Raw genomic sequence first — 22,298 nt, 5'->3', positions numbered from 1 at the left:
GAGGGTCAGATCACGGGCGCTTGCCCGTCGCCGGCAACCGCACCTCGAAGCGGGCCCCGACCACGGCGCCGTCGGGGCCGGTGCGGTTCTCGGCGTGAACGCGCCCGCCGTGGGCGTCGATGATCTGGCGCACGATGGCCAGGCCCAGGCCCGAGTTGGCGCCGAAGGCCGTGCCCTTGGGCCGTGAGGTGTAGAAGCGCTCGAACACCGTCTCAAGGTTTTCAGCCGGAATGCCGGGGCCGTCGTCTTCAATGCGGACGCGCAGGGGTAGGTCGGGCTGGCTGTCGTCGCGCTCCAGGCTCACCCGCACTTCGCCGTCGGGCGGACTGAAGGAGCGGGCGTTGTCGATCAGGTTGCGGAACACCTGGCCCAGAGGAATGTCGCGGCCGACGACGCGGGCGCTGTCGGCGCTCAGGACGAAGCGCACCGGGGGCTCGCCCGGCTTCTGACCGGCCTCATAAACGCCGATGATGTCGCCCAGCAGTTCCTTCAGATCGATGGCGCGCGGGCGGTCGCGCGACAGTTCGGCGTCCAGACGCGAGGCGTTGGAGATGTCGGTGATCAGGCGATCCAGCCGCCGCACATCCTGTTGCAGCAGATTGGTCAGGCGGGCCCTCTGCTCGTCGGTCTTGACCAGGGGCAGGGTCTCCAGCGCCGAGTGGATCGAGGTCAGGGGGTTCTTGATCTCGTGGCTGACGTCGGCGGCGAAACGTTCGATGGCGTCCATGCGCGTCGACAGGGTGTCGGTCATGGACTCAAGCGCGCGGGCCAGGTCGCCGATTTCGTCCTTGCGGTCTTCAAGGTCGGGCAAGGAGATGGCGCGGGCGCGCTGCAGGCGCACCTGGTCCGCGGCCGCCGACAGCCGCATCACCGGCCGCGCCACGAACAGGTGCAGAACCAGCGACGCCAGCAGATTCACCGCCAGCGCCACCAGGGCGAAAGGCATCAGCGCGCGGCGTTGCGCGTCCAGGGTGGCGTTGACGTCGCCGGCTTCCAGGGTCAGCACGCCGAGCACCTGCTGCACATGGCGCACGGGCAGGGAGACGGAGACGACACGCTCGCCCTCTTCATTGCGGCGGATGGCGGCCTGAGGCGTGCCCTGCAGCGCGCGCTCGACCTCGGCCGACAGTTCGGCGTCGGCGCGGGCCAAACGCGCGGTTTCGCGACGTGAAGGCTCGGTCGGGGCCAGGGCGGTGCCCGCCGGGTTGGCCGGGGGCAGGGGCGCGCCGGGGATGGCGTCGCTGACCCGATAGGAGTCCGACACCTCGATCCCGTCCATGTCGAACAGGCGGGCGCGCTGGCCCGCCGGGATGAAGTTGTCGCGCAGCCACAGGGCGGCCGCGCGGTCATCCAGCATGGGATAGGGGTCGCCCTGGGTGATGCCCAGTTCGCCCAGGACGTTGGCCAGCAGCTCAGCCTGGACGCCGAGCGATTCCTGGCGCGCCTCGATCAGGCCGCGCCGCCACTCGTTCAGCAGCAGGGCGCCGCCGAACAGGATCAGCAGGCTGAGAAGATTGAGGGCCAGGATGAAGCCGCCCAGGCGCGATCCGCCGAAGCGGAATCGGCGCCGCGCCGGGGCGTCTTCAGGTTCAGCTCTCGCGGTAGCGGTATCCGACGCCATACAGGGTCTCGATAGCGTCGAACTCAGGGTCGACCATGCGGAACTTCTTTCGCATCCGTTTCACATGGCTGTCGATGGTGCGGTCGTCGACATAGACCTGATCGTCATAGGCGGCGTCCATCAGATTGTCGCGGCTCTTCACGAAACCGGGGCGCTGGGCCAGGGCCTGAAGCAGCAGGAACTCGGTGACGGTCAGCTTCACCGGCTTGCCGTCCCAGGTCGATTCGTGGCGCGCCGGGTCCATCGACAGCTTGCCGCGCTTGATCGCCTTGCCGGCTTCGACGGCGGCGGGGTCGACGGGGTCCAGACCTTCGACGCCGGCGCGACGCAGCAGGGCCTTGACCCGCTCGATCAGCAGGCGCTGGCTGAAGGGCTTGTGGATGTAGTCGTCGGCGCCGAGGTTGAAGCCGAGGATTTCGTCGATCTCCTCGTCCTTGGACGTCAGCATGATGACCGGAATGCTGGAGGTCTGACGCAGGCGGCGCAGCACTTCCATGCCGTCCATGCGCGGCATCTTGACGTCCAGGATAGCCAGGTCCGGCGGCGTGGCCTCCAGCGCTTCCAGGCCCGAGGCGCCGTCGTGGTAGGCGGTCACCGTGTGACCGTGGCTTTCCAGAGCCAGGGACACGGAGGCGACGATGTTCTCGTCGTCGTCGACCAGGGTGATGTTGGCCAAGGGCTTCTCCTTAGTACGGGCGGGGGAACGTCCGGTCCGCCGTCGTCTGCACAACGCACAGCAAGCGTAACTGTTCTACCCGATCGTGGTGACTTTACGGTCACACAAAATGGAGCGCCGCGCTGTTGCTTTCAACCATCGAGGCGAAAAGCGAAACCCGGCCTTAAAGCTTGGGGCGACAGGATGGAGCTTCGTGCTTGTGAAAGACCCCATGGCCGGACCGGTTCACTACGAAATCTATATGCGTCGGACGGCGCCGGCTGACTGGTCCCTGCACCAGGCGACGGAGGACCGCAGACAGGCCGTGGACACGGCCGAGGAGCTGTTGCGTGACCGCGAGGCCGTGGCCGTTCGAGTCACCAAGGAGACGCTGAACCCCGAGACGATGGAATTCGCCAGCGTCGTCATCCTGACGCGCGGCGCGCCCGAGCTGACGCGCAAGCGCGCCCCCGCAGCGGACCCGCGCGGCCCGGTCTGCCGGGGCGTCGGCGACCTGTACGCCCCCCATGCGCGCGAGACGATCGGCCGGGTGCTGGAGGATTGGCTGCATCGCCAGGGCGCGACAGCCTTCGAACTGTTGCACCGTCCTGACCTGGCCGAAAGGCTGGAAGCCTCCGGCGTCGAGCTTCAGCACGCCATCCAGAAGATCGCCGTGCCTGAGGCGCAGGGGGCGGCGAAGTCGGTGCACGAATTGATGCGCCATTATCAGCGCCTGGCCGAGCAGGCGATCGAGCGTCTGCTGATCGCCGGGCGCAAGAAACAGTTGCCCAGTTTCGACGATCGCCCGGTCTCGACGACGGCTCTGGCGCTTCAGGGCGCGCCGGATCGCGCCTTCGTCATGGGCGGGGCCGTGGCGAGCGCGCTGTGCGGCCTGCCGGGGGCGCGGGCGCGTGTGGAGCGTTTGATGGACATTTGCGACCAGGCCCCGGTCGAGGGCGCGCCGCGCGCCTTGGTCTTCGTGCCGGTGGAGCAGATTCTCTGTGAACTGATGGGATCGCGCTCCGGTCTGGCTCAGGTGCTGGGGCCTGGCCTCGATCAAGGCGCCAGTCTGGCGGCCGTGGTTCGGATGGCGGCCCCGCGGGAGGTGGACGCCGTTCTGGCGCAGGACGCGCGCCTCAATCTGCTGGCGCCGCCGATCGAGGGGCCGGTGCGGCGTCTGGGCGAGCGGTTGGCGGCGGGCGAGTTTCCCCTGCTGGCGGCTTCCCTGGCCCGCATGGTGCTGCGCGAGTTGATGAGCCAGCGTCGTCTGCGGCCTGGGGATGCTGTCGGCGAGATTGAGATTTTGCGCGTCCTGGCCATGGCGTTGACGGCGACGGCCGGACGTCTGCTGACTCTGGAAGAGGTGCAGACCGCCTTCATCGAACGATCCAAGGGGCTGGTCGCAGCCGACTTCGTCGCAGCCTATGTCAAAGACTGCACGACCGTTCTAGCCGAGGCCGAACGGCTGACGCGCCTGTGCGAGAACGTGACGGGCGGGGCCAACAAGCGGGCGGCGGCGCGCTGGCTGGACGCCTGCGTCGCCTCTCTGCGCTTCGAGACCGAGCTCCGGGCGCGGACGCCGGGCGCGATCCCGCCGGGACAGCGGCTGATGGCTCTGGGCGAATTGCAACGCGCGGTGCGCAAGGCGGGGTTGTCGGAGCGCGAGACTCAGACGGTCGTGGACGCCCTGGGCGCCGTCGGCGGATCAATCGAGGTTGACGCTCGACTGACCGCTCAATTGGCCCGTGCGCCTGCGCCGGTCGCGCAGAAGCTGGCCGCGCTGTTGCGGCTGGCGGCCGCCGAGACAGGGCCGACCGGCCCCGTCGCTGAACGCGCCCGCGCCGAAGCGGTGCGGTTGATGCGCGCGCCGGACACCCGCGCCGCCCTGGGGGCCGAGCCGCAGGCGGTGCTGACCCTGCGGCCGCTGATGCAGGCGGTCGGCCTGGCGGCCTGACCGCCCTTGGGCGTCAGTCGAAGATGTCGAAGATGTCCAACCGCTTCTTCTTCTTGCGGTAGTGGTAGTCGTCGTCCCGGCGACGGTCGTGGTCATAGCGGTCGTTGCGATGACGCGGCGGCTCGCGATAGGTCGGCTGGCTTCCCCAGGGTTGCTGAGGCTGAGCGGGGGCTGGTTGCGGGGGCGGGGCGTAGGCGGCGGGCGCGGCGGCGCGCCCTTCGTCGGTCGCCGATTCCATCAGCTTCTCCAACTCGCCGCGATCCAGCCAGACGCCGCGGCAGGTCGGGCACATGTCGAACTGGACGCCGTGGCGGTCCAGCGTCTGCATGGGCGCATTGTCGTTCGGGCACATCAGCAGGGGCATGACATCCTCTTTCGTCGTTGAATGCGGTCCGACATCACGCCGCCGAAGCGCCGCCAGAGGGGCCCGTCCCGCTACCGCAAAAGAGGTAGGGAGCGCCCGCCCGCGCGACAACGCGCCGCGTCGCCGCAGGCTCTGTTTTCATGCGGTCAGCAGTGCTGGCCCGCCGCCCAGCCCGACGACCAGGCCCACTGGAAATTGTAGCCGCCCAGCCAGCCGGTCACGTCCGCGACCTCGCCGATGAAGAACAGGCCGGGGACCGCCTTGGCCTCCATCGTCTGCTGGTCCAGGGCGGCGGTGTCGACCCCGCCCAGCGTGACCTCGGCGGTGCGATAGCCTTCCGATCCGACCGGCTTGACCGTCCAGGCGTTGATCCCCTCGGCCAGGGCGCGCAGCTTCTTGTCGCCGACCTCGGCCAGCTTGCCCGACAGGTTTTCGCGCATACACAGAGCCTCAGCCAGACGGCGCGGCACGACGTGGCCGACGGCCGTATGCACCGCCTGCTTGCCGTTCTCGCTCTTGGCGGCCAGAATTTCAGACACAGCGTCGCGGTCGGGGGCCAGATCAACGGTGATCGCCTCGCCCTCGCGCCAGTAGGAGCTGATCTGCAGGATCGACGGCCCCGACAGGCCGCGATGGGTGAACAGCAGGCCCTCGCGGAAGACGGTTTCCTTGGTCGGGCGACCCGCGCCCGCATCCTTGGGCGCCTTGTGCCGCACCACGGCGTCGACCGACACGCCCGCCAGAGGCTTCAGCTGCTCCAGCAGCCCCGGCTCGAACGTCAGAGGAACGAGCGCAGGTCGGGTGTCGGTGACGCGCAGGCCGAAGCGTCGCGCGACCTCATAGCCCCAGCCGGTGGCCCCCATCTTGGGAATGGATTTGCCGCCGGTCGCCACGACCAGCGAGGCCGCCGTCACCCGCGATCCGTCGTCCAGATCGACCTGAAACCGCTCGCCCGCGCGCTCCACCGCCTTGACGCCGACGCCCAGCGACAGGCTGACGCCCGCCGCCTTCATTTCGTCCGTCAGCATGCGGATGATCTGCTTGGCGCTGTCGTCGCAGAACAGCTGGCCCAGCGTTTTCTCGTGCCAGGCGATGCCGTGGCGATCGACCATCTTGATGAAGTCGTGCTGGGTGAAGCGGCGCAGGGCCGATAGGGCGAAGCGCGGATTCTCGCCCAGGAAGTTGGCGCCGCCGGTCCCCAGATTGGTGAAGTTGCAACGCCCGCCGCCCGAGATGCGGATCTTCTCGCCGGGCGCGCGGGCATGGTCGATCACGCGCACGCGGCGGCCGCGCTTGCCCGCCTCGATGGCGCACATCATGCCGGCCGCGCCGGCGCCGACGATCAGGACGTCGATGTCTGAAGACTTCATCGCCCCGCCCTAGCAGGCGGCGGGGCCTGAAGCGATGCCCTACAGGCCCAGCATGGCCCGATAGGTCGGATGCACCTGATCGGCGTATTCCGGGTGCTTCTTCAGATAGCTGGAGAAGAAGGGGCAGGTCGGCAGGATGAGCAGACCTTTTTCCTTCAGGTCAGCCAGGACGTGCTTGGCCATCCGGCTGGCGATGCCGCGTCCTTCCAACGGGATCGGCACAATGGTTTCGGTGATCAGCCGCCCGCCCGCGACGGGGTTGTAGATGACCACGGCGGTCTCGCCGTCGACGTCCAGCTCGTAGCGTTTGGCCTCTTCATTGTCGCGGATTTCGGGGTCCAGGCTCATGTCTCGTCCCTAGTCAAAGATAAGCGGATTTAGTGCGCGTCGTCCCAGTTGCCGGCGGCCTTGGCTTCGACGTCCAGCGGAACGCTCAGGGCCACGGCCGGTTCGGCGGCGGTCTCCATGACGCGGCGGATCACGGCGACGGCGCGTTCGGCCTCGGCCTCGGGGGCCTCGAACACCAGTTCGTCGTGGACCTGCAGCAGCATGCGGGTCTGAAGCCCGGCCTCGGCCAGGGCGCCCGGCATGCGGATCATGGCGCGGCGGATGATGTCGGCGGCGGCGCCCTGGATCGGGGCGTTGATGGCCGCGCGCTCGCCGAACTGACGCTCGGCGCCCGACTTGGAGTGGATGGCCGGGATGTGGATGCGCCGCCCGAAGACGGTGGTGACGAAGCCCTGCTCCTTCACCAGCGCCTTGGTCCTGTCCATGTAGTCGCGAATGCCGGGGAAGCGCTCGAAATAGGTCTTGATGTAGGCCCCGGCCTCGCCCTGTTCGATGCCCAGCTGGGCGGCCAGGCCGAAGGCGCTGATGCCGTAGATGATGCCGAAGTTGATGGCCTTGGCCCGGCGGCGCGTCTCGCTGGGCATGCCCTCGACCGGGACGCCGAACATTTCCGAGGCGGTCGCCGCGTGGATGTCGAGGCCGTTCTTGAAGGCGCGCTTCAGCTCGGGGATGTCGCCGATGTGGGCCAGCAGGCGCAGCTCGATCTGGCTGTAGTCGGCGCTGATCAGCACATGGCCGGGCGAGGCGATGAAGGCCTGACGGATCTGGCGGCCCGTCTCGGTGCGGATCGGGATGTTCTGCAGGTTCGGATCGGACGAGGCCAGCCGCCCCGTCGTCGCCGCCGCCAGCTGATAGGAGGTGTGGACCCGATTCGTCTGCGGGTCCATCGCCGCCACCAGGGCGTCGGTATAGGTGCCCTTCAGCTTGGACAGCTGGCGCCAGTCCAGGATGGTGCGGGGCAGGGGGTGATTCTGGGCCAGATCCTCCAGCACGCTGGCGTCGGTGCCCCACTGGCCGCTGGCGGTCTTCTTGCCGCCAGGCAGGTTCATCTCGCCGAACAGGATCTCGCCGATCTGGCGCGGGCTGCCGACGTTGAACGGGCGGCCGGCCAGTTTGTGCGCCTCCTCCTCCAGCTCGGCCATGCGCTGGCCGAAGGTCGAGGACAAGGAGCGCAGACGGTCGGGATCGACCCGCACTCCCGCCAATTCCATGTCGGCCAGAATGGCGGGCATGCCGCGTTCCAGCGTTTCATAGACGCTTGATAGTCCCTCGGCCGCCAGGCGCGGCTTCAGCAGGCGGTGCAGGCGCAGGGTCACGTCCGCGTCTTCGGCGGCGTAGCGGGTCGCTGTCGTCAGGTCGACGTGCTTGAAGCTTTTCTGGCTCTTGCCCGTGCCCGCCACGCTCTTGAAGGTCATCGGCTCGTGGCCGAGGTGAAGGCGCGACAGCTCGTCCATGCCGTGGCCGTGCAGGCCGCCTTCCAGCACGTAGGAAATCAGCATGACGTCGTCGATCGGGGCGACACGGACATCGTGCCTGGCCATGACGGCGAGGTCGTATTTGATATTCTGGCCGACCTTCAGCACCGACGGATCTTCCAGGAGTTCCTTCAACCGGGCCAGGGCCGTCGGCTTGTCGATCTGTTGCAGGGGCGGGCGGGCATCGCCGCCGTCGCCGAAGTCCAGACCGCCGTCGCCGGTCGGCTCGTGCTCATGCGTCAGGGGAATATAGCAGGCCTCGTTCGGCCCGACCGCCAGCGACACGCCGCACAGCCCGGCGTGGGTCGAGGACAGGGCGTTCGTCTCGGTGTCGAAGCCGATTACGCCCGCAGCCTTGGCCCGCGCGATCCAGCGGTCCAGATCGTCGAGAGTTTGCACGCGCTCATAGCGATCATGGTCGATGGCCTGTTCCTCGGCCGGGGCGGCGACCTCGGTCTGGCCATAGCGCGGGGTGGCCACCGGCGCGCTGAGCGGGCGGGCGAAGGCCGAGCCTTCCTTCTGCGGCGCCTTGCCGTCGCCGACGCGCCGGGCCAGCGAACGGAACTCCATCGTCTCCAGGAAGGCTGACAGGGCCTCCGGGTCCGGGTCGCGGATGATGAAGTCGTCGATCGGCTCGGGGGTCGGCGCGTCGCAGGTCAGCTTCACCAGTTCGCGCGACAGCCGGATCTGGTCGGCGAAGTTGATCAGGGTCTCGCGGCGCTTGGGCTGTTTGATCTCGCCCGCGCGGGCCAGAAGCGTGTCCAGATCGCCGTATTCATGGATCAGCTGGGCCGCCGTCTTGGGGCCGATGCCGGGGGCGCCGGGCACGTTGTCGACGCTGTCGCCGATCAGGGCCTGGACCTCGACCACCTTGTCCGGCGTGACGCCGAACTTCTCGAACACGGCCTCTTCTTCCAGTCGGCGATCCTTCATCGGATCGTACATGACCACGCCGTCGCCGATCAGCTGCATCAGATCCTTGTCGGAGCTGACGATCACGGCCTCGCCGCCCGCGTCGCGCGCCTGACAGGCATAGGTGGCGATCAGGTCGTCGGCTTCATATCCGGCCATCTCGACGCAGTGGACGCCGAAGGCCTTGGTCGCTTCGCGCACCAGCGGGAACTGCGGGACCAGATCTTCGGGCGCAGGGGGGCGGTGGGCCTTGTACTGGTCATAGAGATCGTTGCGGAAAGTCTTCTCCGAATGGTCGAAGACGGCGACCAGGTGCGTCGGGCCGTCCTCGCCCTTCATGTCCTTCAGCAGCTTCCACAGCATGTTGCAGTAGCCCTGCACCGCCCCCACGGGCAGGCCGTCCGACTTGCGCGTCAGCGGCGGCAGGGCGTGATAGGCGCGGAAGATGTAGGCCGAGGCGTCGATCAACCACAGCCTGAGCGGCGGCCCGTCTTGCGTGAGGGGGCGGGCGGGGATTTCGGCGGGCGCGTCGGTCATGGCGCGAACATAGGGGGCCGAAGGCGCGGCGTCATCCGCGCTTCGCTTTCCTTCCCATGCAATGGCGAGAAGACGGCGTAGCAGCCCTCAATCGCCGTCATCCTCGGACTTGATCCGAGGATCGAGCCCTCGGCTCCGCTCAGGAAAGGCGGTGGCTCGCAGTAGGTGGCGCATCCTGTATCGAGCGCGCAGTCACCCTTGATCCTCGGATCAAGTCCGAGGATGACGGCAGGAAACTGAGGGAACGGTCGGCCTCTCTTACGGCTGCCAGCCGCCCGGCGTTTCGGGGATGACGTGTTCGCCCTCGTCCGAGACCTCGCCGCGGGTCTTCTTCACCTCGGCCCAGGCGGCGCGCAGCAGTTCGGTCACGCCCTCGCCCGAGACGCCGGACACCAGGTAGGGCCGACGACCGGCGACCGCCTCCAGCTCCGCCGCCTTCTCCTCGCGGGCCTCGGGCGTCAGGGCGTCGATCTTGTTCAGCGCCAGGATCTCGACCTTGTCGGCCAGACCCTCGCCATAGGCCTCCAGCTCGCCACGGATGATGCGATAGGCCTCGACCACATCGTCCTGCGTGCCGTCGATCAGGTGGATCAGGCTGGCCGAGCGCTCGACGTGGCCCAGGAAACGCGTGCCCAGCCCTGCGCCTTCGCTGGCGCCTTCGATCAGGCCGGGGATGTCGGCGATGACGAAGCGTTCGGATGGGCTCAGGTCCACCATGCCCAGGTTGGGCGTCAGGGTGGTGAAGGGATAGTCCGCCACCTTGGGCCGCGCCGCCGAGACGGCCGACAGGAAGGTCGACTTGCCCGCATTGGGCAGGCCCGCCAGGCCGATGTCGGCGATCAGCTTCAGCCGCAGCCAGATCCAGCGCTCCTGGCCTTCCTGGCCGGGGTTGGCGTGGCGCGGGGCCTGGTTGACCGGCCCCTTGAAGCGGGTGTTGCCCCAGCCGCCGTTGCCGCCGGACAGCAGCTTTACCTTCAGGCCCGCCTCGTCCAGATCGACGAGCACGGTCTCCTTGTCCTCGTCCAGCACCTGGGTGCCGACGGGGACGCGCAGAACCACGTCCTCGCCCTTGGCTCCGTGCATCTGGCGGCCTTGGCCGTGGTTGCCGGTGGCGGCCTTGAAATGCTGCTGATAGCGGAAGTCGATCAGGGTGTTCAGCCCGTCGGCCGACTCGACCCAGACGTCGCCGCCCTTGCCGCCGTCGCCGCCGTCGGGACCGCCGTTGGGAATGAATTTTTCGCGACGGAACGAGACGGAGCCCGCGCCGCCGTTGCCGGAGCGAATATAGATCTTGGCCTGATCGAGGAACTTCATGGGCGCCTTATGGCCCAGAAGCGCGGCGAATTACAGGCGGGCGAATTGCGGGCTGTGATTTCAGCCCCTCGCTCCGCCGGCGGCCCAGACGCCGAACGGGTCGCGCCATTCCAGGCCCAGGGCCTCGGCGACGGCGGGGTGGGTGATCTCGCCCTTCAGCACGTTCAGCCCCTTGGCCAAGTGAGGATCGGCGCGCAAAGCCTCCAGCCCCCGGTCGGCCAGGGCGAGACCGAAGGGCAGGGTGGCGTTGTTCAGGGCCTCGGAACTGGTGCGCGGCGCCGCGCCGGGCATGTTGCCGACGCAGTAATGGACCACTCCGTCGACGACATAGGTCGGGTCTTCGTGCGTTGTCGCATGCGAGGTTTCGAAACAGCCGCCCTGGTCGATGGCCACGTCGATCAGGACACTGCCGGGCTTCATCGTCTTCAACTGGTCGCGCCGCACCAGGGTCGGAGCTTCGGCGCCGGGGACCAGGACCGCCCCGATCACGACGTCGGCCTTTACCAGTTCCTCTTCGATGGCGTGCAGCGAGGAATAGCGTGTGATGACGCGCCCGCCGGTCAGTTCGTCGATCTGGCGCATGCGGGGAATGGATCGTTCCAGGACCACCACCTCGGCGCCCAGGCCCATGGCCATGCGCGCGGCGTTCAGTCCCACGACCCCGCCGCCCAGCACCAGCACCCTGGCCGGAGCGACGCCCGGCACGCCGCAGAACAGCAGCCCCATACCGCCGTTGTGCTTCAGCAGGGTCTCGGCGGCGGAAAAGACGGCGATGCGGCCCGCCACCTCGGACATGGGCGCCAGCAGCGGCAGTCCCCCGTTGCGATCGGTCACCGTCTCATAGGCCACGCCCGCGCATTTCGACGCCAGCAGCGCCTTGGTCTGTTCCGAGTCGGGCGCCAGATGCAGATAGGTGAACAGGATGTGCCGCTCGGTCAGACGGCTCCACTCGGACGGTTGGGGTTCCTTCACCTTCACGATCATCTCGCTGTCGGCGAAGACGGCGTCGGCGTCGACGACGATCAGGGCGCCCGCCTTCACATAATCGGCGTCCGGGAAGCCGGCGGCGACGCCTGCGCCGGTTTCGATGCGGACTTCGTGGCCGCGGGCGACATACTCGCGCACCGCCATCGGCGTCAGGCCGACCCGGTGTTCGTTGGTCTTGACTTCTCTAGGGGTGCCGACGCGCATTTTTCTTCCGATAGCGGAGACAGGGTCAGAGATCGGTGACGCTAATCAAGCCGAACCGCTCTCGCCAGCGAAAAATAAAACCCCGCAGACGCGGGTGTCTGCGGGGTGTCGTCAACCTTCGCCCGGCGGCGAAGAGCCTAGTTCTTGGCGTCGCGGGCGGCGCCTTCGACGGCCTGGCCGGCGGCCTGGGTGTCACGGCCGACGCCTTGAATAGTATTGCAGGCGGCGGTCGTCAGGGCTGCGGCGGCGACGGCCAGAATGATGAGTTTGCGCATGGGAGACTCCTGTTGGCTCGGGCTCCGTGCCCGTCCCATGCACAACGTTACGCTTGGGGCGAGGTTCCGCTGAGGCGGAAGGCGGCCACCTCTCGCACATGGGCGGCGTCGCGGGCTTCGGGCGTGACGAAGGTCAGCCGTGCGATCGAACCGCCGCCTGGCGCCGGCGCGATTTCGGCCTCGCCGCGCAACTGTTTGGCGAAGGCCATCATCAGGGTGCGGCCGACGCCCGCTTCGGCCGCGTCGGCGACGCCGGGCCCATCGTCTTCGACCTCCAGAACGCTGGTTCGGCCCAGAACCTTGAAGCGCACCTTGAGGTCGCCGCCCCGTCCGGCGAAGGCGTGTTTCTGGGCGTTGGACACGGCCTCGACCAGCCACAGGGCCAGGGGCGCCAGCTTGTCGGGGTCGATGATCAGCGGGTCGGCCTCGATCGAGGTCGTGACCAGAGGCCCGCGCACCGCCTCCCCGGCGATCAACTGCCCGACCAGTTCGCGCAGGAAGGTGTCGGCGTCCGCTTCTCGGATGTCATGGCTCTGGTAGAGAATGCGGTAGATCTGGGCCAGGGCGGTGATCCGCTGGCGGGTGTCGCCCAGGGCGGCGCGGGCGCCCGGATCTGTCACGGCTCGTTGCTGCATCGACAACAGGGATGAGATGATCTGCAGGTTGTTCTTCACCCGGTGGTGAATCTCGCGCAGCAGGGCGTCCTTTTCCTCCAGGGCGTCCAGAATGGCCTTGTCGCGCCGGGTGATGGTCTCGCCCAGGTGGCCCAGGGTGCGGGCCAAGGTGCGAATTTCCGCAGGCGCGTGTTCGGCCTGAACGGGACGAATGGTGAAACGGCCGCGCGCGTAGATGGCGGCGACCCGTTCCAGGTAGTCCAGCCAGCGCACCACGATCCGCTCGGACAGCAGCATGACGGCGGCGAAGGCGGTCAGCCACGCCGCCAGCGGCAGCAATAGGGTGCCGAAGGGGTTCAGGCGCGCCCAGGACAGCAGGCCGGGCGCCGGCGCCGACAGCAGGACGAAGACGTCCCGTCCCGCCAGGGGCGCGCCGCCATAGACGTGACGGCGTCCCCTGGCGTCTCGCGCCTCGAACATGACGGCTGCGTCCGCGCGGGCCCGCTCGGTCCAGCCCTCGGCCTGGCCGGCGTTGCCCAGGGCGAAGGGGCTCGTGGTCGTGGCGATCAGCACGCGTCCTGTCCCGTCGGTCAGCGCCGCCTGGGCGCCGACGGGCAGGGCTGGATCCCTGATGTCAGGCTGAAGGGCGCTGAGCGGAACGGCGGCCGTCATCGTTCCCTGAAACGCGCCCAACGGACGTTCCGAGCGGACGGCGATGATCAGGGACTGACCGTCGGCCGAGCGCTGCATCGCCACGTCTTCGCCGCGGCTGAGCCGCTGATGCCAGCTTTGGGCGCGGACATGTTCCTCGCGGGTTTCATGGGCGGTGTTGCGCGATGCGCAGACGGGTTCCCCGGTCGCGCTGTAGCGGGTCAGGCTCGTTATGCCGTCCAGGCGTTCCGCCAGCGCCGTGAGCCGCGCTTCGCAGAAGAAACCCACGCCCTCCGGCGTCAGGGCTTGCAGCAGGACCACGGTCGAGTCGATTCGGCTTTTGGCGTCTGAGGCGCTGCGTTCCGCCGCCAGTTTCAGATCGCTGCGCCGTTCCGTTTCCTGCCGGCGGAAGCCCGCTTCGGTCTGGATCGCGCCGAGCAGAAGGATGGGCAGCAAGGCCAGGGCCATGGCGAGACCCAGACGGAATCGGATGCCCTGGACGCTGGGGCGTCCGAGCTTGCGGCCCAGAACCCGGCCGAACCGCACGGCTATTTGCGCCCGGCGCCGCTTAGTCTGTCGGCGTCGGCCAGGATCGATCGCATAGCGTCGCTTGCCGATTGGCCGTCGCGATCATAGCCGCCCCGCTCCAACGTGGCCTGCAGCGCCTTGCGCGCCCGCGATACGCGGCTCTTCACCGTACCGACGGCGCACTGGCATATCTCGGCCGCTTCCTCGTAGGCGAAACCGCCGGCGCCGACCAGGATCAGGGCTTCGCGCTGCTCCTCGGGCAGGGACTTCAGCGCCTGGCGCAGTTCGTCCAGCGCCACCGGCGCTTCAGGATCATCGACGGCGATCAGGGTGCGCTCGGCGGCTTCCTGATCCAGCTGGGTCTGGCGCCACGAGCGGCGCTTTTCCGAATAGAACTGGTTGCGCAGGATCATGAAGGTCCATGCCTTCATGTTTGTGCCCATCTGATAGCTGGCGCGGGCGTCCCAGGCCTTCATCATGGCTTCCTGAGCCAGATCGTCGGCCGAGGTCGGGTCGCCGGTCAGGGTGCGGGCGAATGCCCGCAGATGGGGGATCAGGGTGACGAGCTCGGCCTTAAAGGCGTTGTCGTCTGACGAGGGGCGGCGGGGGGCGGGATTTGCGCTGGTCACTGCCCCTCCTTGGTAGGAGCGCCCTGGTCGGCGCGACGCAGAATTTCAAGAAACTCATCGGGCACCGGCTCGTTGACGACTTCGTCGAACATATGCCGCAGCTTCACGCCGATGGCTTGTTGGCGCAGGCGGACCTCTTCGAGATCTCGCTCGTTCGAGCTGGCCCCGCTGGAACGCGCGGGAGTGTCCTTAGGTTCGATCATTGAGTGTCCGGCCGCCGCCCAAGCCCTGTGATGTCGCTCATGGAGACTGAAAACGCCGCGTCCCGCATAGGGTTCCTAGGCGGATACGATTTTATGCTCAAGCTGGAGAGCGTTCACGGAACCGTGGCTCATTTGATACGTTGTGTTCGATCTAAGTCCGTTTCAACAGTCGAGGCGGGCGTTGTCGGGGAATTTATCCATGAGTCTATTGGCCAGACTTGCGCCGCATTTGCCCTATGTTCGTCGCTACGCTCGCGCCCTGACCGGCGATCAGGGAACGGGCGACAACTACGTCCGCGTCGCGCTTGAGGCGCTCGCCGCCGGCGAGCGGCAACTCCCCGCCGATATGACGCCGCGGGTGGCCCTGTACCATGTCTTCCACACCATCTGGTCCAGCACGGGCGCCCAGTTGGAGGGCGTGGCTTTCGAGGGCGACGACGCCGCGCGACGCCTGCTGCGCATCTCGCCTCAGTCGCGTCAGGCCTTCCTGCTGACCGCGCTTGAAGGCTTCACGCCGTCCGAGGCGGCCCAGATTCTGGCCGTTGATCCCCGCACTGTCGAGCGCCTGATCGCCGAAGCTCAGTCTGACATCGACGCCGAACTGGCCACGGACGTTCTGATCATCGAGGATGAGGCCATCATCTCGGCTGACATCGAAAGCTTGGTGAAGGAGTTGGGTCACCGCGTCACCGGCACGGCCACCACCCACGACGAAGCCGTGGACGCTGTTTCGCGTCACAAGCCCGGTTTGGTTCTGGCCGATATCCAGTTGGCCGACGGTTCCTCGGGCATTGATGCGGTCAAGGACATCCTCAAGCAGTTCGACGTGCCTGTGATCTTCATCACCGCCTTCCCGGAGCGGCTGTTGACGGGCGAGCGTCCCGAGCCGACCTTCCTGATCACCAAGCCCTTCCAGCCGGAGACGGTGAAGGCGGCGATCAGCCAGGCGCTGTTCTTCCATCCGTCGCGCCAGAAGCAGGCGGCCTGACGGTTCGTCCTCCGATCCGATCAAGGGGCCCCGGTTCGCCGGGGCCCTTTTTTGTCGTAGTCAGGTTACGGGCGGCGGGGCGGTCTCGGGGCCTGCGGTCGGCGCGGGGGCTTGTTCGACGACGGGCGTCGGCTCGCCGGTCATGCCCGCCTCTTCGGCGCGTTGGAAACCTTGATTGCTGATCGCCCACAGGCCCAGCAGCAGCGCGGCCGCAGCTCCGGCGGAAACCGCCAGAAGGATCAGGATGCGGCGTCCGCCTCGACCCTGGCGGACATACTGGGCCTCTACGGCCTGGCCGGCGTGTATGGGGTCAGCTGAGTGGGAATGCGGATCCTGGTGACTCATCTCAACGCCTCCTTGTTGCGATTCAAGCCTTCCAAGCCAACGCCGCGCGTCTGGGGCTGTTCCCGCAGGGCGGGGCCGGGAACCGAGTCCGCCGCACGTCGTTCTTTCCCTGCTGAGGGCGATTCCCCCGGACCGGCTCTGCCGATCTTCGCCTTCGCTTCATTCTCGATGATGCGACTCCTGGCGGATCCGAAACGGATCCGCCTCTTTTTTTGACCATGGCGGCACTCGACAGCCGGCCCTGAGGCGTCACTATGGGTTCTGAAAGAAAACCCTATGAGGGAGACGATTGATGAGCCTGCGCAACAGACAATGGATTCTGCGCCAGCGGCCGCACGGCCTGATCCAGGACGGCGACCTGGAACTGGTCGAGAGCGTCACGCCCGACCTGAAGGACGGCGAGGTTCTGGTCCGCACCGTCTATCTGTCGATCGACCCGACCAACCGCACCTGGATGAATGATTCCGAGGGCTATCTGCCGCCGGTGGGGTTGGGCGACGTCATGCGCGGTCTGACCTTGGGCGTGGTCGAGCGGTCGCGCGGTGAGCGGTACAAGGAAGGCGATCTGGTCATGCCCCTGTCGGGCGCCTGGGCCGACTACGCCGTCGTGCCCGAGGCGGGGCTGCGGCCGGTCCACCGCGCGCCGGGCCTGCCGCTGACGGCCAACCTGTCCGTGCTGGGGATGACCGGCATGACCGCCTACTTCGGCGTCACCGACGTACTGAAGGCGAAGGCCGGCGAGACCCTGGTCATCTCGGCGGCGGCGGGGGCGGTCGGCTCCATCGCCGGCCAGGTGGCCAAGCAGCGCGGCTGCCGCGTCATCGGCATCGCCGGCGGCGCCGAGAAATGCCGCTGGCTGACCGAAGAGCTCGGTTTCGACGCCGCCGTCGACTACAAGAACGAGGACGTCGGCGACGCCCTGGACCGCTTTGCCCCCGACGGGATCGACCTCAATTTCGAGAACGTCGGCGGCGACATCATGATCGCCGTCTGGAACCGGCTGAAGGTGCACGGCCGCATGGCCGTCTGCGGCCTGATCTCGGCCTATAACGCCACGCGGATGCCGCCCTCGCCCAATTTCGCCCGCATCATCACCCACCGCCTGGACGTGAAGGGCTTCCTGGTCCTCGATTACGCCCACCGCGCCAAGGAGATGGTCGCCGAGATGGGGCCGTGGCTGGCTGACGGAAAAATTCACTGGAAGGTCCATGTCGATGACGGCCTTGAAGGCGCGGTCGGTTCGCTGAATCGCTTGTTCACGGGCGACCATGACGGCAAGCTGATGGTCAGGGTGTCCGAAGAACCGGCCGCCTGACGGAGGGAAGACCACGCATGACCGAGCCGCTGCACGTCCATTTCGAGGATCTCGAGATCGGTCAGGTCATCCCCCTGGGCGCCTGCGCCGTGGATGCTGCAGCGCTGGAGCTGTTCGTCGAACGCTTTCTGCCTGGTTGGGATACGGCCTACGGGGCGCCTGAGGGCATGGTCTATGCCCTGTGGAGCCGATTATCCGCCGATCGCATGGGGGGGTGGGCGGGCTCTAAGACCTTGGCCGTGGACGGTTTGCGGTTCCTGCGTAATCCGCCTGCCGGCGAGCTGATGCGCGGGCGGCTGACCGTGATGGGCAAGGATCCGGTCGGGGATGAGAAGGGGGTCGTCATCGCCCAGCAGGATTTGCTGGATGAGGCGGGGCGGTTGGTTTTCTCCTGCCTTACCCGCGCACTGGTCGCGCGCCGCTGAAGTCGATTGAGCGTGAAGGACAAAAACGCCCCGCCAGCAGCCTGACGGGGCGTTTCCATTTTATCGCTTCAATACGGGCCTCAAGTAGCGCGAACGCGCGCTAGGCCCGCTTGAAAAGCAGATCAGGCGTTGGCGGCGGCCGGTTGTTGGGCGGCGCGGGTCAGGGCCATGGCGATCAGGCGGTCCCAGCCCAGCAGCGACACCAGGTGGCCGTAGATCTGGCCCAGGGCGCCGTTGTCGCGCAGTTCGGCCAGCTTCTCGGCCGGCAGGGCCTTCAACTTGTCTTCCGAGACCGCGAAATATTCGGCGATCTTTTGCGGGGCTCCGGCCGAACCATCGGCGTTGCGCGGGGTGAAGTTGGCTTCACGCACCTCAAACAGGTCCAGTTCCTTCAACAGGTTGACGAAGGACTCGGTGCGCACGCGCTCCTGTTCGAAGTTGTTGCAGAATTCCATGCCGAAGTTGACGTAGCCGCTGGGCTGGCCGTTTTCGAACAACGGAGTCTCGCCGCCTTCGACCACGAAGGGGGCGGCGCGGTCGATGCACAGCACCATGCGCTTCTGCTCGTCGTCATTGGCGAAGACGAAGGGGTAGCGGCGGACATAGGCCGGGATGTAGGCGTCAGGGCGGAAGTCGCCGTTCTCGATGAACAGGTTGTCGCCCTGGTTCAGGCCCATGGCGGCGACCGGCTGCTTGGCGTCGCCGACGAAGATGACCGGGTAGGACAGGGCGGCGGGAGCGAACTCAGTCACCGTCAGCGGCACGACGTGGGTCTGGGCCACAAAGGCGTACGGCTTGTCTGCGGGCGTCACGCCCAGCGAGCCGTGAACATCGGCCGACAGCGGCTCGGGCTGGGAATAGAACAGTACGTTGCCCGATAGGGGGCTGGACGCTTGGGTGGTGTCGGTCATGAAAACGGATCTTCTGAACAGAGAGGACGGTTCTTCTAGCTCATGGTCGGGACGGCCGCAAACGCCGCTGTTTGGCCACATTGCGCCGGTGCGGGTGTTGCGGCGCGCGGTCCCGGTTGCGGCGCGGCCTCGGACCCCTTAGCTCTAGGCCATGGGCGACGCCTGCGATCATGATCATATCGACAGCCGACCCGGCGCCGCCGAGGTCGAACGGACGGTTGCGGCCGTCGAGGCGCGCGTCTCGGCCGACGGCGATCGCATGACTGCGCCACGACGTCGCGTGCTTGAGCTGCTTCTCTCGGCGGCCGAGCCGGTCAAGGCCTATGACCTGATCGCCCGCTACGGCCTCGACGGTCAGGCGGCCAAGCCGCCCACGGTTTATCGCGCCCTGGAGTTCCTCGAGAAGCGGGGCCTGGCCCACCGTATCGCCTCCATCAGCGCCTATGTCGCCTGCACGGCCCAGGCCTGCGCGCCGGGCGGCCATGCGGCGGCTTTCCTGATCTGCGACTGTTGCGGGGCGACCGAAGAGGTGGCCGTCCCCGGCGGCGACGTTATCGCCCAGGCGGCGACGAACGCCGGTTACGCCATCGAGCGCACCACCATCGAGGGCCATGGCCGGTGCGGCGCCTGCCGCGTGGGGGCCTGACGTCCATGGACGCCCTGGCCCTGTCGGCGCCCCGCCGTATCAGCGTGCCGATCGACAATCGCTGGGGTGCGGGCGAGATGGCCGTGCTGGATTTCGGCGACCCCAAGCGGCCGGTCGACCTGATCTTCGCCCACGCCAACGGCTTCAACGCCTTCGCCTATCGCTCCTTGCTGCAGCCTTTGTCGGGGGCCCTGCGCATCTGGGCGCCTGATCTGCGAGGCCATGGCCGGACGCGTCTGCCCGCCGTTCCCGACGGCCGCCGCTGCTGGAAGGATCATCGCGACGATCTGATCTCCCTGCTTGAGGCGATTGACGGCCCGCCCGTCGCCCTGGCCGGCCATTCCATCGGTGGGACCAGCGGCCTGATGGCCGCTGCGGAACGGCCGGAACGGGTGTCGCGTCTGCTGCTGCTGGACCCTGTCGTCTGGCCGCGACAGATGGTGTGGGCGATGAATCTGCCCTTCGCCGGGGCTTTGTCGCGGCGGTTTCCCATTGTCGCCAGCACCCTGCGGCGTCGCGCCCTGTTCGACAGCCGCGAGCAGGCCATGAGCGCCTATCGCGGACGGGGCGCCTTCAAGGGCTGGCCGGACATGGTGCTGGCCGACTACCTCGTCGACGGTCTCATCGAGACGGACCGCGGGCTGGAGCTGGCCTGTACGCCCGTCTGGGAAGCCTCAAACTACGCCGCCCAGGCGCACGATCCCTGGCGTGCGCTGGCGCGCTATCCCGGCATGACGCGCATTCTCAAGGCGGAGAGGGCCGGTCTGTGCGCCGTGTCGCCGTCCGCGCGCCGATCGAACGTGCGGGTCGAGACCGTGACGGGCGGCGGGCACCTGTTCCCGATGACCCATGCGGAACTGACGCGCGACGCCTTGTTCGACCTGGCGGTCTGACAGCTGCGTCGTTCGGTGCTAGGCCTTGGCGACGATGACCTCCGCCGCCGTATCCGCCTCTTCCGTCACGGACTGGCCGCGCATCCTGTTGGGATGCGTGATCGGCGCTGTTCTGGGCTTGCTGCTGCTCGGCGTGATTCTGGTCGCCTGGTGGCTGGGCGTGGCGCGGCATGATCTGCAACGGCTGGTCCCGCCTGAGGGCCTTGAGGCGCGGCTGGAACAGGCGGCGGGGCCGACCGCTTTCGCTCTGACGCCGATCTATGTCTATGATCCGGATGGTGCGGGGCGGGCCTGGCTGGAACAGACGGCCCCAGCCTGGGAGGCGCGGGGGCGCGAGGTCAGGGCGGTTTCGGCTCAGGCTGACGACGGGCTGGAGCGCGAGCTCGACCGCCTGGCGAGTCGCTGGGCCGAGCCGCCGCGTCGCCCCCTGATCCTGTGGCGCGACGGCGCAGAGCTGGTGCTGTGCCGTTGTGACAGCGTGCGCGCCCGAACCCAGGCGCGCCAGGTGTTGGAAGCCCCCACGACTGAAGCTGAGGCGGCCGAGGCCGCGCCGTCTGTTCCCCCGCCCTCGCGTCGCCCTCGCCCGCAGACCGGGCCGTCGTATCCGACGCTCGGCCCGCCGCCGAAGTCCGAGACGGCCGCGCCCTCGCTGCAAGACGCGGCTCCAGCGTCGCGCGCGATCCAGCCCGCGCCTCGTCTGCCCGGCGATCCGGCGCCCGCCGCGCGGCCTCCCGCGGCACGCCCGGCGTCGCCTGCGCCCGCCCCCGCGCCTCGCCGCGAACGACAGCCGCGTCGCACCGACCCGCCCGAAGCCCGGCGCGACGCCGAGAGCCTGTTCTTCTGATCTACTTCAGGCGGGCGCAGGCGTGGATCAGCTTCTCCACGTCTTCCTCGCTCTGATACAGGCTGAAGCCGAAGCGGATCACGTCGTCGCGCACATCGGCGATGACGTTCATCTCTTGCAGGGCCGCCTTCCAGCGCGGCGCGTCGGCGTGGCGCAGGGCCAGGAAGCGGGCGCGCGGCGCCGCCCCCTCGACCGGGTTCAGGATCTGGGCCTCGGCCAGCGCTCCGGCTTCGTTCGACTGGATCGCCGTCTGGAACCGGGCCTGAAGGCCGCGCGCGTGATCGGCGATCATCGCCGTGGTCAGGCCGTGCTGGTCCAGCATCCGGCGCACGGCGTTGAAGCGGTACAGGGCGCTGGCGTCGAAGGTGGCGCCCCAGAAGCGGCCGCCGTCGGTGCGGTATTGAACGCCGCCGGGCGGGCCTTCCAGATGGCCGAACTCGGCGAACCAGCCGGTCACGACCGGGCGCGGGCCGAAGCCGGGCGGGGCGTGCAGGAAGCATGCGCCTTCGCCCGCCATGGCGTATTTGTAGCCGCCCGCGAGATAGAAGACCCTGTCCGCCACGGCCGACAGATCGGTCGGCGTGGCCATGAAGCCGTGATAGCCGTCGACCACCACCCACGGACCGGCCGGATCGGCCAGTTCCGCCAGTTCGGCGATGCGCTCGAACAGGCCGCCGGTGCGGAAGAAGACCTGGCTGACGAAGATCAGGTCGTGCCCGCCCGCTTTGGCCGCCGCGATGAAGCGGTCAGCGAAGGTCTCGAACGGGGCCAGGGGCACGCGGGTGACGACGGCCTGCCCGGCCTCCTCCCAGCGTTCCGACTGGCGGCGGAAGGAGTGGAACTCGCCGTCGGTAGCCAGGATGCGCACGGGCGCCTTGTCGACCGCCGAGACGATGCGCAGCAGAATCTCGTGGGTGTTGGGCGCGAAGATCAGGCTGTCGGGCGAGGGCAGGCCCAGTTCCTTGGCGACATGCGCTTGCGCCTCGGGGATGACCTCGCCGAACACCAGATCCCATTTGCGGTCGGCGAAGCGGTTGGCCTCGGCCCAGGCCTGGACCTGGCCGTCGAAGCTGACGTCGGGCCACAGGTGGTGGCTGTGAGCGGCGAAATGCAGGCGTTCCGGATCGAGGCCCAGAGCGCGCGAGAACAGGGGCTTGTAGTTCATGAGGGCAGGCTAGCGGGCCTGCGCCGCGCCGTCACGCGCTTGCTTCTTATGTCGTCATCCTCGGGCTTGACCCGAGGATCGGGGCTTCCGCCTGCACGACTTGAGCAAGGTTGAGGCGCCCGGCG

General features: G+C 68.0%; 21 protein-coding genes and 1 pseudogene. 7 read left to right on the top strand and 15 right to left on the bottom strand.

All coding sequences use genetic code 11. The features are described 5' to 3' along the window. Positions 1 to 10: 10 nt before the first annotated feature. A complete protein-coding gene (gene chvG, locus AC3A3G_RS11955; protein ID WP_487488272.1) occupies positions 11 to 1,621 on the bottom strand; it encodes a two-component sensor histidine kinase ChvG in 1,611 nt (536 codons plus the stop codon). Beyond that, positions 1,590 to 2,297, bottom strand: a complete 708-nt coding sequence (gene chvI / locus AC3A3G_RS11950; protein WP_200168332.1) for a two-component response regulator ChvI — start codon at positions 2,295 to 2,297, stop codon at positions 1,590 to 1,592. Before chvI ends, chvG begins: the two co-directional genes overlap by 32 nt. A 193-nt stretch (positions 2,298 to 2,490) precedes the next feature. On the opposite strand from chvI, the gene AC3A3G_RS11945 reads away from it, so the two are divergent. Then, the gene (locus AC3A3G_RS11945) at positions 2,491 to 4,230 is read left to right on the top strand and encodes a hypothetical protein (protein ID WP_487488271.1); all 1,740 of its coding nucleotides are present in this window, start codon (positions 2,491 to 2,493) and stop codon (positions 4,228 to 4,230) included. 13 nt (positions 4,231 to 4,243) lie between these two features. Here AC3A3G_RS11945 and AC3A3G_RS11940 read toward each other — a convergent pair whose 3' ends face one another. From AC3A3G_RS11940 to nepR, 10 genes and pseudogenes are all read right to left on the bottom strand, one after another. Then, complete coding sequence (locus AC3A3G_RS11940; RefSeq protein WP_487488270.1) at positions 4,244 to 4,594, bottom strand: TFIIB-type zinc ribbon-containing protein; 351 nt, start codon at positions 4,592 to 4,594, stop codon at positions 4,244 to 4,246. A gap of 146 nt (positions 4,595 to 4,740) precedes the next feature. Next, entirely contained in the window at positions 4,741 to 5,964 is a 1,224-nt protein-coding gene (locus AC3A3G_RS11935; protein ID WP_487488269.1) for a BaiN/RdsA family NAD(P)/FAD-dependent oxidoreductase, read from the bottom strand. A gap of 39 nt (positions 5,965 to 6,003) precedes the next feature. Continuing rightward, positions 6,004 to 6,312 carry a GNAT family N-acetyltransferase gene (locus AC3A3G_RS11930; protein WP_487488268.1) on the bottom strand — a complete coding sequence of 103 codons (309 nt, stop codon included), beginning with the start codon at positions 6,310 to 6,312 and terminating at the stop codon, positions 6,004 to 6,006. 29 nt (positions 6,313 to 6,341) lie between these two features. After that, positions 6,342 to 9,236, bottom strand: coding sequence for a DNA polymerase I (polA, locus tag AC3A3G_RS11925; RefSeq protein WP_487488267.1), 2,895 nt, complete (start codon positions 9,234 to 9,236; stop codon positions 6,342 to 6,344). 258 nt (positions 9,237 to 9,494) lie between these two features. Continuing rightward, on the bottom strand, positions 9,495 to 10,550 hold the full coding sequence (obgE, locus tag AC3A3G_RS11920) for a GTPase ObgE (RefSeq protein ID WP_368923329.1): 1,056 nt from the start codon (positions 10,548 to 10,550) through the stop codon (positions 9,495 to 9,497). Positions 10,551 to 10,610: 60 nt separating this feature from the next. Then, a complete protein-coding gene (ald, locus tag AC3A3G_RS11915; RefSeq protein ID WP_200168340.1) occupies positions 10,611 to 11,741 on the bottom strand; it encodes an alanine dehydrogenase in 1,131 nt (376 codons plus the stop codon). Between the two features lie 137 nt (positions 11,742 to 11,878). After that, entirely contained in the window at positions 11,879 to 12,016 is a 138-nt protein-coding gene (locus tag AC3A3G_RS11910; protein WP_003169829.1) for an entericidin A/B family lipoprotein, read from the bottom strand. A gap of 47 nt (positions 12,017 to 12,063) precedes the next feature. Continuing rightward, the gene (phyK, locus tag AC3A3G_RS11905) at positions 12,064 to 13,827 is read right to left on the bottom strand and encodes a sensor histidine kinase PhyK (RefSeq protein ID WP_487488266.1); all 1,764 of its coding nucleotides are present in this window, start codon (positions 13,825 to 13,827) and stop codon (positions 12,064 to 12,066) included. 2 nt (positions 13,828 to 13,829) lie between these two features. Beyond that, positions 13,830 to 14,421, bottom strand: a pseudogene (locus AC3A3G_RS11900) (sigma-70 family RNA polymerase sigma factor); the annotation flags it as partial. Between the two features lie 13 nt (positions 14,422 to 14,434). After that, positions 14,435 to 14,641, bottom strand: coding sequence for an anti-sigma T factor NepR (gene nepR / locus AC3A3G_RS11895; RefSeq protein WP_125901927.1), 207 nt, complete (start codon positions 14,639 to 14,641; stop codon positions 14,435 to 14,437). Between the two features lie 199 nt (positions 14,642 to 14,840). On the opposite strand from nepR, the gene phyR reads away from it, so the two are divergent. After that, a complete protein-coding gene (gene phyR / locus AC3A3G_RS11890; protein WP_125901928.1) occupies positions 14,841 to 15,629 on the top strand; it encodes an anti-anti sigma factor/receiver protein PhyR in 789 nt (262 codons plus the stop codon). Between the two features lie 60 nt (positions 15,630 to 15,689). On the opposite strand, the gene AC3A3G_RS11885 is transcribed toward phyR, so the two are convergent. Next, positions 15,690 to 15,974 (bottom strand): hypothetical protein, encoded by a 285-nt coding sequence (locus tag AC3A3G_RS11885; protein WP_200168342.1) that lies wholly within the window; start codon positions 15,972 to 15,974, stop codon positions 15,690 to 15,692. A gap of 292 nt (positions 15,975 to 16,266) precedes the next feature. Between AC3A3G_RS11885 and AC3A3G_RS11880 the strand changes: the two genes are divergently transcribed. Both AC3A3G_RS11880 and AC3A3G_RS11875 read left to right on the top strand, forming a co-directional pair. Then, complete coding sequence (locus tag AC3A3G_RS11880) at positions 16,267 to 17,289, top strand: NADP-dependent oxidoreductase (protein ID WP_487488265.1); 1,023 nt, start codon at positions 16,267 to 16,269, stop codon at positions 17,287 to 17,289. Between the two features lie 17 nt (positions 17,290 to 17,306). Beyond that, positions 17,307 to 17,714 (top strand): MaoC family dehydratase, encoded by a 408-nt coding sequence (locus tag AC3A3G_RS11875; protein ID WP_487488264.1) that lies wholly within the window; start codon positions 17,307 to 17,309, stop codon positions 17,712 to 17,714. Between the two features lie 122 nt (positions 17,715 to 17,836). Here AC3A3G_RS11875 and AC3A3G_RS11870 read toward each other — a convergent pair whose 3' ends face one another. Next, positions 17,837 to 18,625, bottom strand: a complete 789-nt coding sequence (locus AC3A3G_RS11870; RefSeq protein WP_125901931.1) for a SapC family protein — start codon at positions 18,623 to 18,625, stop codon at positions 17,837 to 17,839. Between the two features lie 151 nt (positions 18,626 to 18,776). On the opposite strand from AC3A3G_RS11870, the gene AC3A3G_RS11865 reads away from it, so the two are divergent. Genes AC3A3G_RS11865 through AC3A3G_RS11855 form a run of 3 tightly spaced genes read left to right on the top strand, consistent with a single transcriptional unit; the run spans position 18,777 to position 21,008 of the window. Then, the gene (locus tag AC3A3G_RS11865; RefSeq protein WP_487488263.1) at positions 18,777 to 19,271 is read left to right on the top strand and encodes a Fur family transcriptional regulator; all 495 of its coding nucleotides are present in this window, start codon (positions 18,777 to 18,779) and stop codon (positions 19,269 to 19,271) included. A gap of 5 nt (positions 19,272 to 19,276) precedes the next feature. Next, positions 19,277 to 20,164, top strand: coding sequence for an alpha/beta fold hydrolase (locus AC3A3G_RS11860; protein WP_487488262.1), 888 nt, complete (start codon positions 19,277 to 19,279; stop codon positions 20,162 to 20,164). A 34-nt stretch (positions 20,165 to 20,198) separates the two neighbouring features. Then, positions 20,199 to 21,008, top strand: coding sequence for a hypothetical protein (locus tag AC3A3G_RS11855; protein WP_200216122.1), 810 nt, complete (start codon positions 20,199 to 20,201; stop codon positions 21,006 to 21,008). Position 21,009: 1 nt separating this feature from the next. Here AC3A3G_RS11855 and AC3A3G_RS11850 read toward each other — a convergent pair whose 3' ends face one another. Then, entirely contained in the window at positions 21,010 to 22,173 is a 1,164-nt protein-coding gene (locus AC3A3G_RS11850) for a kynureninase/PvdN C-terminal domain-containing protein (protein ID WP_200166215.1), read from the bottom strand. Positions 22,174 to 22,298: the final 125 nt, after the last annotated feature.

This window comes from Brevundimonas sp. Soil_N_31 (assembly GCF_057655995.1).
This window is presented reverse-complemented; position numbering and strand designations above follow the sequence as displayed.